Annotated in this window: 8 protein-coding genes; 7 read left to right on the forward strand and 1 reads right to left on the reverse strand. The window is 46.1% G+C overall.

The features are described 5' to 3' along the window. Window positions 1-154: 154 nt before the first annotated feature. From BQ7394_RS23510 to BQ7394_RS23540, 7 genes are all read left to right on the forward strand, one after another. On the forward strand, window positions 155-3,388 hold the full coding sequence (locus BQ7394_RS23510; RefSeq protein WP_075559614.1) for a SusC/RagA family TonB-linked outer membrane protein: 3,234 nt from the start codon (window positions 155-157) through the stop codon (window positions 3,386-3,388). 13 nt (window positions 3,389-3,401) lie between these two features. Then, on the forward strand, window positions 3,402-5,315 hold the full coding sequence (locus BQ7394_RS23515; protein WP_075559615.1) for a RagB/SusD family nutrient uptake outer membrane protein: 1,914 nt from the start codon (window positions 3,402-3,404) through the stop codon (window positions 5,313-5,315). Window positions 5,316-5,523: 208 nt separating this feature from the next. Then, entirely contained in the window at window positions 5,524-6,978 is a 1,455-nt protein-coding gene (locus tag BQ7394_RS23520; protein ID WP_075559616.1) for a sulfatase family protein, read from the forward strand. A 65-nt stretch (window positions 6,979-7,043) separates the two neighbouring features. Further along, a complete protein-coding gene (locus tag BQ7394_RS23525; RefSeq protein WP_394333718.1) occupies window positions 7,044-8,375 on the forward strand; it encodes an alpha-L-fucosidase in 1,332 nt (443 codons plus the stop codon). 6 nt (window positions 8,376-8,381) lie between these two features. Then, entirely contained in the window at window positions 8,382-10,457 is a 2,076-nt protein-coding gene (locus BQ7394_RS23530) for a Sip1-related alpha-galactosidase (RefSeq protein WP_075559618.1), read from the forward strand. An 18-nt stretch (window positions 10,458-10,475) separates the two neighbouring features. Beyond that, window positions 10,476-12,017, forward strand: a complete 1,542-nt coding sequence (locus tag BQ7394_RS23535) for a sulfatase (RefSeq protein WP_075559619.1) — start codon at window positions 10,476-10,478, stop codon at window positions 12,015-12,017. Between the two features lie 17 nt (window positions 12,018-12,034). Beyond that, the gene (locus BQ7394_RS23540) at window positions 12,035-13,732 is read left to right on the forward strand and encodes a sulfatase family protein (RefSeq protein WP_082212150.1); all 1,698 of its coding nucleotides are present in this window, start codon (window positions 12,035-12,037) and stop codon (window positions 13,730-13,732) included. Between the two features lie 526 nt (window positions 13,733-14,258). Here the strand turns inward: BQ7394_RS23540 and BQ7394_RS23545 are convergent. Further along, window positions 14,259-14,972, reverse strand: coding sequence for a hypothetical protein (locus BQ7394_RS23545; RefSeq protein WP_075559620.1), 714 nt, complete (start codon window positions 14,970-14,972; stop codon window positions 14,259-14,261). Window positions 14,973-15,004 lie beyond the last annotated feature (32 nt).

The raw sequence follows: 15,004 nt of genomic DNA on the forward strand, positions 1-15,004 counted from the left end.
ATAAAACACCCGCTACGCTGATACACAGGTTACAAAATAAAGAAAACACCCGTTGTTAATGAAGAAAACGCCTGTTATCCTTTCCAGGTATACCACATACTTTTGCTTACAAACATTTAAAAATTTTAGTATTTACACCTTAAACTAAAAGAGAATGAAGAAGAGAGTCACGTTATTAATCGCGCTGCTGCTTACCAGTATATCTTATATATACGCGCAGCAGCTTACCATTACTGGTACTGTTATCGACAAAAGCCTCGGTGACCCCGTTATCGGAGCTTCCGTATTGGTAGAAGGAACCACAAACGGAACCGTCACAGACATCGACGGTAAGTTTTCAATCAACGCCTCCAAAGGCAATGTATTAAACATTTCTTACATCGGTTACCAGACACAAACGATCAAGTTGGACGGAAATCAAACCGTCCTGACCATCCAACTGGGAGAAGATACTCAAGCGCTGGATGAAGTCGTTGTCGTAGGTTTCGGTTCACAAAAGAAAGTAAACCTGACAGGTGCCGTTTCCACTGTCGACAACAAAGCGTTGTTATCCCGCCCTGTTGCTCAGGTAGGACAGGCTTTGCAGGGTGTCGTTCCCGGGTTGAACATGTCACTCAACAATCAGGGAGGTGCACTGGGTAACGCTTTAAAAGTAAACATTCGTGGTACAGGAACCATCGGCGAAGGCTCGACGGACTCTCCGCTGATCCTGATAGACGGTATCGAAGGAGATATGAATGCTTTGAATCCGGACGATATCGAAAGCATCTCTGTATTGAAAGATGCTGCTGCGTCCAGTATTTATGGTTCACGTGCACCGTTCGGCGTTATTTTGATTACCACTAAAAGTGGCAAAAGCGGTAAAGCTCAAGTAAATTATAGCAACAGTTTCCGTTGGTCAACGGCTACAAACCTGCCGGATATGATGGATTCTTACACGTTTGCCATGTTTTTTAATACTGCTGCATTAAACAGTGGTCAGAATGTACCTTTCAATGATGAAACCATTGGAAGAATCCTGGCGTACCAGCGAGGAGAAATCACGACAACGACCGTACCCAATCCGGGAAACGGAATGTATGAATTCCACCAAAAAGCAAACGATAACCAGAATTGGGCACGTAACCATTTTAAAACAGGTTTTACACAAGAACACAATGTAAATGTGAGCGGAGGTACGGAAAAGCTTACCTATTTCATGTCCGGTGCTTTCATGGACCAAGGCGGTAACATGCGTTATGGAGATGATGATTTCAAACGTATGAATGCCTCTGCTAAAATCAATTCACAGGTAAACGACTGGCTGCAAATAGGAATCAACACTCGTTTCATCCGTGAAGAACTCGATCGTCCGACATATGCAAATGACGATCCGGATAACACAGCCAACGGGGTTAGTGTCGGCTTGTATTATCATGATATTTCAAGAACATGGCCTACTATGCCTTTCAAAGATCCGAACGGTCATTATATGCGTAATTCCAAAATCATCCAGATAGAGGATGGCGGACGCTACAAACGCAGAAAAGACATTATCTATACACAGGCTAATTTTACGATCACTCCTGTCAAAGACTGGAACATCCGCGGAGATGTAAGCCTGAAAGCAGAACATATAAACAAAGACGAAAACCTGGCTAAAATTTATGAATACAACTCAGACAACGAGCCTGTTGCCCTGGCATTTGCCGGTTCATACGGACCAGGCGCTACCTATGCCTGGTCCTCGGCACAGGACAATAATCTACTGACCACCAGTTTATACACCGATTACTACAAGTCTGTCCAAAAAAACAACTTCAAGGTAATGGTCGGATTCAACTCCGAGTTGTATAAACAAAATTACGTCTATGCCAGACGCGACGATGTCATCAGCGATGAAGTACCCAGTATCGATGCCAGTATGGGTAAAGACTATACAGCAGCCAACAAAAAAGAATGGGCAACCGCCGGTTTCTTCGGACGTCTGAACTATGACTATGACGGACGCTACCTGGCTGAAATCAATGTTCGTTACGACGGTTCATCCCGCTTCCTGAAAGATAAACGCTGGAATGTATTCCCTTCTTTCTCTTTAGGATACAACATTGCACGTGAAGCCTTCTGGGAATCGATTTCCGATTATGTAGGCACACTGAAACCTCGTTTCTCATGGGGTAAATTAGGCAACCAGAATACAAAAGATTTTTACCCCTTCTACCCGGCTCAGCCACTAGGAATGAAGAATGGTAAATGGTTGATCGCCGGACAAATGCCGACCACGGCAACAGCCCCCCTGATGGTCAGCGACCTGATGACCTGGGAAAAGATCACGACGACCAACGTAGGTGTCGACTTCGGTGCCTTCAGCAACCGTCTGTCAGGTTCTATCGAATGGTTTAAACGTAACACGGATGACATGGTTGGTCCTCCGGAAGAAAAATCATCCATCATCGGTATAGACAATGACAAACTACCGCGTATCAACAATGCAGCCATGACGACCAACGGATGGGAGTTAGCCCTGAACTGGAACGACCGTATCGGCAAAGTTGGATATACAATCGGATTTACCTTGGCGGATGCAAGAAGCAAAATCACTAAATATCCAAACGAGGCACAGATCATCGACCGGAAAAATTCAGACGGTAACATAGAATATGTACCTTATAACGGAAGGTATATGGGTGATATCTGGGGATTCGAAACCATCGGAATTGCTAAGACTGACGAAGAAATGCAGGCTCATCTGGCTACAACAGACCAGTCTGAGATCGGTAGCAAATGGGGAGCAGGCGACATCATGTATAAAGACCTGAACAATGACGGTAAAATCTCGACCGGTTCAAATACAGTAGGCGATCCGGGCGACCGCAAGATTATCGGAAATGAAACACCACGTTACCAGGTGGGTATCACATTAGGTGCCGATTGGAACGGATTTGACTTCCGCGCATTCTTCCAGGGTGTTTGCAAACGTGATATCTGGCTGAATGGAAACTTCTTCTGGGGTGCAACCGGTGGATTATGGCAATCTATCGGCTATAAAGAGCATTTTGACTACTTCCGTCCGGAAGGCGATGCAATGGGAGCAAATCTGAATTCTTATTTCCCGAAGCCTTATTTCGACAGCAACGCGGATAAGAACCAGAAGACGCAAACAGGCTATTTACAAAGTGCAGCCTATCTGCGCCTGAAGAACCTGCAGGTCGGTTACACCGTACCGACTTATTTAGTCAATAAGATTGGCCTTAGCAAAGTACGTGTATATTTCTCCGGTGACAATTTGTTTACCATCTCTTCTATCTTCGGAGTATTCGATCCTGAAGCTGTTGGCGGTTCCTGGGGTAACGGTAAGATTTATCCCCTTTCCAGAACGCTTTCATGCGGAGTAAATGTTTCATTCTAAAATTAAAGACATCATGAAAAGACAATCAATCATTATATTATCTCTTGCTGCAGGAGCTTTCTGTTTTACTGCATGTAACGATTTCCTGGACAGAGAACCGCTATCCTCCGTCACATCGGAACACTATCTGAACACGGAAGCCGAGTTGGCCAGCTTCGGTGCCGCTCAATATGACGCCCTTCCCGCCCATAAGCCGGGAGAATACAACATCGGTGTTTTCAAAACAGACAACAACAGCGACAATCAATGTGCGGCTAAAGAAGAAGATAACTTCGTCCCCGGTGAACGTCGTGTACCGACCAGTGGCGAATGGGATTTCAAAAAGATCCGTGACTGTAATTATTTCCTTGAAACCGTGTTACCTAAATACGAAGAAGGTAAGATCAGCGGTACGGATGCCAATATCCGCCATTACATCGGTGAAATGTATTTTTTCCGTGCTTTCCAATATTTCACTTTCATGAAGAAATACGGCGATTTTCCAATAGTAGACAAAGTACTTTCGGATGATTATACAGAACTGGCCGAAGCTAACCAGCGCCGTCCGCAAAATGAGGTTGCCCGTTTCATTCTGAAAGATCTGGACACAGCCGCCGAAATGATGAAAGCAACAGCCCCCGAATCAAACCGTCTGACAAAATACGTAGCGCTACTGCTTAAATCGAGAGTAGCTCTCTACGAAGGAACCTGGTTAAAATATCATGCAGGAACCGACCGTGTCCCCGGCGGACCAGGGTGGCCGGGAGCGAATGCCAGCTACCTGAAAGACTTCAACATCGACCTGAATTCAGAAATAAACTTCTTCCTCTCGGAAGCAAAAAGCTCCGCACAAATCGTAGCCGATGCATTCCCTCTGGAAGACTATTCAAGTATGTTTAATAGTGTCGACCTGTCAGACAAGAAAGAAGTATTACTTTGGAGACGCTATGACATCGACCTGAAAGTATTCCATTATGTAGTATCCTACCTGCAGACAGTAGACGTAGGCGGTAATGGCAGCGGCAATAGCGGATACACCCGTTCACTGGTTGAAAGTGTATTAATGAAAAACGGTTTACCTATTTATGCCTCCGGATCCGGCTACAAAGGCGATAAAACGCTGGAAGATGTTACAGCAAATCGTGACAACCGTTTCCGCGAATCCATCAGTATCCCGGGTGACCCGATCAATAATCGTAACAACTTTATCCGTCCGGGGCTCACGATCAATACAGAAACTAAAAATACAACCGGCTATTGCATCCGTAAAGGATTGAATCAGGATGCCAGCATGGGGCCGACGTTACCGGGTAACACAGGATGCGTAATCTTCCGTGCTGCAGAAGCTTACCTGAATTATATCGAAGCCAATTATGTACTCGATCATAACCTGGATGCTAAAAGTACTGCTTACTGGAAAGCTCTGCGCGACCGCGCCCAGGTAGATAACGATTTCCAGAAAACGATCTCGGCAACCGACCTGTCAAAAGAGAATGACCTTGCTGTTTATTCCGGTGATAATACGGTAGACGCTACTTTATATAATATCCGCCGTGAAAGACGCATCGAATTCATTGCAGAAGGTCTGCGCCTGGACGATTTATACCGCTGGAGGTCACTCGATAAGATGAAAAATTACCAGGTAGAAGGCTTCAATCTTTGGGATGAAAACTACAAACTGTACGATGCAGGAGAGCTGAAACCCGAAGGCGAAGCCGACGAACCGAACGTATCCAGCCGGGCAAATAAATATATCCGCCCGTACCAGATACACAAGAACAACAAGGCATTCAACGGATATACTTTCATGCAGGCTCATTACCTGGCCCCTATTGCTTACGACGTGATCCGTCTGAGTACGCCGGATAAGGGTGGCGATATCGGTACTGCGTACATTTATCAGAACCCGGGTTGGGATGTACAAGCAGGATCAAGCGCGTTGAAGTAAGCAGAAGCTGAGAAGCATTTGCCGAACGATTAATTTTGAGAGGGTGTGTCAAATCAAACGAACAACCAGCCGGCACACCCTCCAAAATACCATATATTTGTTACGATCATCGTAACACTACTGTTATGCTCACCGTAACACCGTTGTGACGACCATCGTAATAACACTGTTACGGTTATCGTATCTAATATATTCAAGATTGAAAAATATGAAACATCTCCCTGAACAGATATTATTAATTACTTCCTGCCTGTTTTGCAACCAGTTGCAGGCAAAGGAAAAGGCTGATACACCCAATCTCGTCTTCATCATGGCCGACCAATGGCGCGGCCAGGCAATCGGTTATCTGGGTGTAGAACCCGTACAGACTCCCAATCTGGATAAGTTAGCTGCCGAAGGCGTACATTTTACGGATGCGATCAGCAGCTATCCTGTATCTTCGCCCGCCCGTGGAATGCTGATGACAGGCAGGTATCCGATCGGCAGCAAGGTTACGGGTAACTGTAATTCGGATAATACACCTTATCATGTCGAACTGCCCACCTCGGCTCGTTGCTGGTCGGACGTCCTGAAAGATCAGGGATATGAATTGGGATACATCGGCAAATGGCATCTGGATGCCCCTTACCAACCTTACATCGAAACAAATAACAACAAAGGAAAAATAGCCTGGAACGAATGGTGTCCCAAGGACCGTCGTCACGGCTTCAGTCACTGGATCGCCTACGGCACCTACGATTATCACCTGAAGCCTATGTACTGGAATACGGATGCCAGCCGCGAGGAATTCTATTTCGTAGACCAATGGGGACCGGAATACGAAACCGACCGGGCCATCGACTATATCGCCAATCAAGATAATAAACTCCGCGACGGGGATAAACCCTTCGCCCTGGTCGTATCCATGAACCCGCCTCACACCGGTTACGACCTGGTTCCCGACAAATACAAAGAAGTATATCGGAATGTAGATGTCGAATCACTATGCAACTCTCCCATCATCGCACCGAAAGGAACGGAATACGGTGATTTCTACCGGCAAAGCGTATTGGATTATTATGCCTGCATGACCGGCGTCGACGACCAGATCGGCCGCATTATCCGTGCACTGAAAGAGCGGGATCTCTTCGACAATACTATCGTGGTATTCACCTCCGATCATGGCGACAGCATGGGGATGCACGATCATATCGGAAAGAATATTTACTACGAGGAAGCCATGCGTGTCCCGATGATACTTACCTGGCCGGAGAAGATCGCACCGCGCCGGGACTCGACACTGATGATCGGTTTTGCCGATCTCTATCCTTCACTATTGTCGTTAATGGGCTTCAGGGAAGAGATACCTGCCGAAGTGGAAACATTCGACCTGTCTGCTTCCATCCTTTCTCCCGACAACGTCCAGGAGGTAATACAGCCTTATTATCAAGTCTCCTCTGAAAATTTAACGACTGGCTACAGAGGTTTCCGGACAAAAAAATATACATTTGCAGTACACGCTACAAACGGCCAGACTGACGAGTGGATACTGTTCGACCGCGAGCAAGACCCGTACCAACTAAACAATATTGCATCCGATCAGCCGGAATTGATTAAACAGTTTGCCAGCCAGTTAAAAGACTGGTTGAAAAAGACAAACGATCCTTTTATAAACTGTCTGTAAATAATATACACATGAATACACGTTTTTATCTGGTAATCTTATTGATAGCAAGTTTTCTCCCGGCAATGGGACAACAAACGGAGATACCTCGCCCGGCACCTCACCAGTTGAAGTGGCACGAATCGGAAATGGGTGTCGTCTTCCATTATGACCTCCATGTCTTCGACGGCATTAAATACGGTCAAGGTAACAACCGCGTCCAGCCGATAGAGGATTATAATATCTTCAATCCGACTCAACTGAATACCGATCAATGGGTACAGGCTGCCAAAGCGGCGGGAGCCAAGTTCGCCGTACTGACGGCAACGCATGAGACAGGTTTCGCCATTTACCAGAGCGATGTCAATCCGTATTGTCTGAAAGCGTTGAAATGGCGCGACGGCAAAGGGGATATCATCCGCGACTTCGTCAATTCATGTAGAAAATACGATATAATGCCCGGCATCTATGTCGGCATCCGATGGAATTCACTTTTTGGCGTTCATAATTTCAAGGTACAGGGGGAAGGAGAGTTTGCCGCCAACCGTCAACAATGGTATAAACATTTCTGCGAGCGCATGGTGGAAGAACTGTGCAGCCGCTACGGTGATTTGTTTATGATCTGGTTTGACGGTGGCGCAGACGATCCGAAAGGCGACGGGCCGGATGTATTGCCCATCGTCACCAAGTACCAGCCTGAATGCCTTTTCTATCATAATGTAGACCGGGCGGACTTCCGTTGGGGCGGTTCCGAGTCGGGTACGGTCGGTTATCCCTGCTGGTCCTCTTTCCCCTACCCTTACTCACACAGTAACAACACGGAAGGAAGCCGCAACCACAACGATCTATTGAAACATGGTGACCAGGACGGTGCATACTGGGTTCCGGCTATGGCAGACACCCCGCTGCGTGGCATGAACGGGCGGCATGAATGGTTCTGGGAGCCGGACGACGAGAATACCGTCTATCCGGTAGACAGCCTGATGAACATGTATTACAAGTCGGTCGGAAGGAATGCCACATTGATCGTCGGCTTGACTCCCGATACGACCGGACTGATCCCTGCCGGCGATGTGCAACGGTTGAAAGAATGGGGCGACGAGATCAACCGCCGTTTCTCCTCTCCTATAACCTCTGCATCGGGACAAAAGAAAAGCCTGACACTGAAACTGGGCAAACCGCAGGTTGTCAACCATTGCATCATCCAGGAGAATATCGCTAATGGCGAACGTATCCGCCGGTATAAAGTAGAAGCCAAAGTAAACGGTAAATGGCAAACCGTCTGCGAGGGCGAGTCGGTCGGACATAAACGTATCGAGCAATTCCCGGCAGTCGAAGCATCAGCTCTACGCCTGACGGTCTCTCAATCGGTGGCACAACCGGATATACGCAACTTCAGTGTCTATAACGTTAAATAGAAATCTATGAAAAACAACAAAGCATATCTACTTTCCATATTACTTGGAAGTGCAATCATCAGTACCAGTATGAAAGGACAAACTTCTTTTACTTACGAAAAAGGAAAGATGTTCAACGATATAACTGCCGTACAGATGGATAAAGCAGTAAATATAGAAGAACTGCAATCCCCCGTATTCTACGAAAAGAACATACCGGCAAAACAACAAACCATTGCCTACCGAGTAACGATCCCGGCATATAAACAAGGTATCTTCTTCAGCCGTGACTCCCGTCCGGGCGATTATCAATGGCCAAATAACACCAACCGGTTGTTACCGTGGGTGTTCAACCGATTGGAAGACCTGACAAAAGATGATTATCCTGGTATTCCTTCCAACGGGGCACCTTCCGTATCAGGCGATGCATTACTACTGAAATTATCCGACGGACAATTCCTGCATGCCAAAGCGGTAGCCGCCGAAAACAGTATCAGCTGGTTTCAGGTAAATAAAGACGGTTCACTCACCGTCTATCTTTCTACTTTGGGAACAGACTGTCTACCATCAAAAGCACCTGTTTTACTGGTCGAAAAAGGTCCGACGACTTATGAAGCCATCCGGAAAGCTTACGCCGCATTAATAGATAATAAAAAGGTATCTGCACTCCGGAAAAGAACAGACAAAGACTATTTCGAGGCCTTTAAATATCTGGGATGGTGCTCATGGGAACACTACCATTATGATATAGACGAAACCAAAATGCTGAATGACCTCGATGGCATCGAAGCGTCCGGTCTTCCCATCCGTTACGTATTGATAGATGACGGTCATTTGGCTAATAAAGATCGTCAACTTACCAGTTTTATTCCGGATAAGGAGAGATTTCCTAACGGATGGAAGAATATCATGGCACGGAAAAAAGACAACAAGGTCAAATGGATAGGACTATGGTATAATTTCTGCGGTTATTGGTTAGGCATATCTCCGGAAAATAACTTTTCGGAAAAGGTAAAACAATCACTCTATCTTTACAACGGCAGTATGCTTCCGGGGACAAGTAAAAAGAATATAGATACATTCTACCAATATTATGTCGGAACATTGAAAGACTATGGCTTCGACTTCCTTAAAATAGATAACCAGTCGTTCCTGTTGCCCCTTTACATGGGAAATACGGAAGTTATACGACAGGCCAAAGCATGTAACCTGGCATTGGAAGAGCAAACGCACAATCAACAAGTCGGCCTGATGAACTGTATGGCACAGAATATCCTGAACATCGACCATACATTATATAGTAGTGTAACCCGTGTCAGCATCGATTACAAGAAATATGACGAGAACATGGCGAAATCGCATCTGTTCCAGTCTTATACCAATACGTTATTGCAAGGGCAGACCGTATGGCCCGACCATGATATGTTCCATTCCTGCGATACCATCTGCGGAAGTCTGATGGCCCGGTCGAAAGCCCTGTCCGGCGGTCCGGTTTATCTGTCGGACTCTCCCGCTGATTTTATCAAAGAAAACATATTGCCACTAATCGATGAGGAAGGAAAGCTTTTCCGTCCCGAGGCTCCTGCCATACCGACACCCGAATCGGTTATCACGAACCCGCTGCAGGACGGCAAAGCTTACCGGGTATTTGCCCCTACCGGTGATGAAGCCGTATCGCTGATATGCTATAACCTGAACACCTCTCCCCGGTATCATAACGTGCAAGCGATGATCAGTAAAGCCGATTATCTGCTACGTGAGACGATGACGGAGAAAGCAAGCCCCAATGATCAACAGATCATCCTTTATGACTGGGCTAAACAGGCTGCCACCGAACTGACTACGGATAAACAAATCACATTGGAAGGTTTCACCGACCAACTGTACCATCTCTGCCCTGTTGCCAACGGTTGGGCGGTCATCGGTGTACAGGAAAAATTCCTTTCGCCGTCGACAGTCCGCATCCTTACCCGTAATGACAAACAACTCACGCTGGATGTCCTCTGTCCGGGTATCGTCAAAGTATGGGTAGAATCAGGAAATAAACAGGAACTGCGGAGCATCCCGGTATCTGCTCCGGGAAAAATAACAATCGATAAATAACATTCAAAAGATACGAATATGAACAAGAGACTATTCTTTTCCCTGGCTGCAATTCCCTTACTGGGAACAACAGGACAAGCCGAAGCGGCAAAACCGCAGGACCGGCCGAATATTATTCTCTTTTTAGTAGATGATATGGGCTGGCAGGATACTTCCCTCCCCTTCTGGAAGGAAAAGACACATTACAACGAAATATATGAAACGCCCAATATGGAACGTCTCGCCCGCCAGGGAATGATGTTCACCCAGGCGTATGCTTCCAGTATCAGTTCGCCGAGCCGTTGCAGCCTCTACACCGGTATGAATGCCGGCCGTCACCGGGTAACGAACTGGACCTATCCGAAGAATGCCTCCACCGACCGTAAAAGCGATGTACTGGAATTACCGGACTGGAATGTGAACGGTATCTGCGAAGTTCCCGGCATCGAACATACCTACCAGGTCACTTCTATGGCCCAAATACTGAAAGATAACGGTTATCATACTATCCACTGCGGGAAGGCACATTGGGGAGCTCTCGATACACCGGGAGAGAACCCGTATCATTTTGGCTTTGAAGTGAATATTGCAGGACATGCCGGTGGCGGACTGGCAAGCTATCTGGGAGAAGCCAATTTCGGTAACCGGACAGACGGCAAACCGAGTCCCTGGTTCGCTGTTCCCGGACTGGATGAGTATTGGGGAAAAGATATCTTCATCACGGAAGCCTTAACCCAGAAAGCCATGAAAGCATTGGATAAGGCACAACAATACGACCAGCCGTTCTTCCTGTATATGTCACATTACGCCATCCACGTCCCGATCGACAAGGACATGCGTTTCTACCAGAAGTATGTTGATAAAGGGCTAGGAGAGAAAGAGGCTGCTTATGCCGCCCTGATCGAAGGAATGGATAAGAGCCTGGGAGATATCATGGATTACCTGGAGAAGAATAACCTGGCAGATAATACCATCATCCTTTTCATGTCGGATAACGGCGGACTTGCTGCCGAACCGGAATGGCGTGACGGTGTCCCCCATACCCAGAACTCTCCGCTGAACAGCGGTAAAGGTTCTGCCTATGAAGGCGGTGTCCGCGAACCGATGATCGTCAGCTGGCCGGGAAAAGTACAGCCGCAAACCAAGACTGACAAATATCTCATCATCGAAGACTTCTTCCCTACCATCCTTGAAATGGCAGGCATAAAGAAATACAAAACGATCCAGCCTGTCGACGGTGTCAGCTTCATGCCGTTACTGACCAACACCGGCGATCCTTCGAAAGGCCGCAGCCTCTACTGGAACTTCCCGAACCTTTGGGGAAACACCGGTCCGGGTATCGGAGCGACCTGCACGATCCGCCAAGGGGACTGGAAACTGATCTATTATTATGAGACCGGAAAGAAAGAATTGTTCAACATCCCCGACGATATAGGAGAAAAGAACGACCTGTCCGCCACTCATCCCAAACTGGTAAAGAAGCTATCCAAAGACCTGGGCAAGCAATTACGTAAAATGGATGCCCAACGTCCTTCATTCAAAGCAACAGGTAAACCCTGCCCCTGGCCGGACGAGATATAAATAATAAAGTTTAAGCCATGAAAAGACGTACCTTTTTAGCATCAATAGGTTTTGGCTGTGCCGTCCCTTCTTCCTTTCTGAATGCAGAGGTTTTGAATAATGCTATTTCCAACAGGGATCTGCATTATATCGATCCTCGTCTCGAAAAGATTTATGAAAAAGAGTTCGGAGGAAAAACGGTACTGGAAAAGAACTGCCTGACCGATCGTAATATTCTATTGATTACGAGTGATCAGCATCACTATATGTGTATGGGATATAATAACCCTCAGATAAAGACACCCAATCTGGACAGGTTAGCTAAAATGGGTATCATCTTCGACAGGGCTTATTGTAACAACCCGACCAGTACACCGACCCGTGCCAGTATTATTACAGGTAAATATGCCAGTCAGCACGGTGCCTGGTCACTGGGAACCAAGCTTCCTGAAAATGAGCTTACCGTCGGCGATTGTTTCCAAAAGGCCGGATACCGTACAGCCCTGATCGGCAAAGCCCATTTCCAACCGTTGAAAGGAAGTGAAGAATATCCTTCCTGCGAAGCATACCCAATATTACAGGAATTTGACTTCTGGCGTAAGTTCAACGGTCCTTTCTATGGATTCGAGCACGTAGAACTTACCCGTAATCATACCGACGAACCGCATGTAGGACAACATTACGGTATCTGGCTGGAAGACAACGGCTGTACGAACTGGCGTGACTGGTTCCGTAAACCGACAGGGATCAGCGACCCTCAATACCATGTCTGGAACATTCCCGAAAAGTACCATTACGATACCTGGATCGCAGAACGTACCAATAAGATGCTGGAAGGGTATAAAGAAAAAAATGCAAAGTTCTTCCTCTGGGCGAGCTTCTTCGACCCACATCCCAGCTATCTGGTACCTGAGCCATGGGCTTCCATGTACAAACCGGAAGATATGGATGTGCCAGAATTTACACCCGGAGAATTCGATGATAAACCGGTTCATTTTAAATTGACGCAAACACGCAATCCTGATTTCTCTTATCTGAAAGAAGAGGGCGAAGACAGACCGTCATGGGTTCACGGAGCTCATTCGCAGCTCTCTACAAAAGAGTCGAGAGCCCGGAATATGGCCACTTATTATGGTATGATCTCCATGATGGACCATTACATAGGCAAGATACTGGATAAACTGGATGAATTGGATTTGACAAAGAATACAGTTATCGTTTTCACCTCCGACCATGGTCATTTCTACGGTCAGCACGGACTGATAGCGAAAGCGATCCATCATTATGAAGACCTGCTCCGTGTCCCCTGTATCGTAGCCGTCCCGGGAGGGGAAAAGGCAGGCGGGCGTTCATCGGCGATGTTATCGACAGTCGATCTGGCACAGACATTCCTAAGTCTCGCGGGTATCACTCAACCGCTAACGATGACAGGTATAGATCAGAGTGAAGTATGGTGCGGTAAAAAAGAAAAGGCCAGGACACACGTTCTTGTTGAAAACCATTTCCAACCGACCAAATTTTATGCTAAAAGCTATATAGATGAGCAATATAAGCTCACAATTTATATGAATCAAACGTATGGCGAGTTGTTCGATCTGATTAACGACCCTAAAGAGTTGAAAAACCTGTGGGATGTCCCGGAAGCAAAAGAACTGAAATCAAATCTGTTATTAAAAATGCTCCATGCCGAACTGGAAAAGGAGCCTTTGTTCATGCCTCGTATCGCTCCGGCATAATGCTTGCTGCCGCAAGCTCTACACAAAGTTTTTAGAAAAGTATCTGTCATCTGTCATTTGCTGATGTAACACGTAGTCATTCAGTGGATAAGGGCATGGCAGATACTTTTTTTATTTGCAATGGAGTTTGTCATCTGTCATCAGTGCTGCTAAAAGACTATCTGTTAAAAGTCTGACAACTACGTGTTAAGTCCTGATAAACTAAGAGTTAAGTCTTTATTTATTAAAACCAGCCTGTACAGGGTAGCCGAATAGGGTGTACAGGCTGCCCGCGCAGGGTGTACAGGATAATTTGCCAGGGTGTACAGGGTAGTAACAAAATGTAAGGACTTAACACATAATATCTCCTTTCTTAACAGGTAGTATCTCCCTTATTAACGATTAAAAGGAGCAGGAAGGGCTTAGAAAAAGGCGAACAAGCAGTCAGTATTAAATCTCCAGCAGGAAAACGTTGGTTAGATAAATACAGTGAATAAACAGTTAGGTACAGGTCGCATGAATACTACTGCAATCTGTGCCTATTTCTTTATATAAACTTTTCCCTCTTCTGCAAATTCAGTAGCCCTATCATCATCCAGACGATCCCTCCTATCAAAAGGAAAATACGATTCTTTACAATAAGTCCTTCCCAAATCACCGGCAGGAAGTTTTCCGGGACTTTGAATGGGTTCAATAGGATATTCCAAAAGGAGCGTTCTATTATATCCATTTCACTGGTTATCAACAGAAGGATTGCCAGGATTATCGTGAGCACCGCCGTCCCATTACCACTACGGGTAATGGTAGATAGCATAAAGGCCAGATTTCCGAAAAAGACTAATGGGAACATTAACTGAATGGACATTTCAAACGGGTTGACCGGATAAAGCAATAATGTCGCCACATAGGAAAAAGCGACAAGGATAAAGAATATAGCCACATAGATCATCAGTAGACGTACTCCCCAAACCTTGTACTTATAATCAGGGATACCGAACAATATCTCCAATATACGGTTGTCCTCATCGTTTTGGATACCGAAAACGGCCGGATAGAAAACAAGTAACACACAGGGGAACATCAACAGATTATAAATAAGGCCCTCGTTGATCTCCGCCCGATTCCAGGCAGACTGGAACATGAAGTAAGCAAAAAAGACAAAGGCTGCCAACAAGAACCAGATGAACTTCCCTGCAAAAATGATCTTCAGGTTGTATTTAACTACTTTAGGTAGCAGTTGTATGAGTTGTTTCGTTGTCATATATTTATATTTACACACCCCCTACCCCCTCT

The organism is Parabacteroides timonensis, from assembly GCF_900128505.1.
In the GTDB taxonomy this organism is placed as follows: Bacteria; Bacteroidota; Bacteroidia; order Bacteroidales; family Tannerellaceae; genus Parabacteroides; species Parabacteroides timonensis.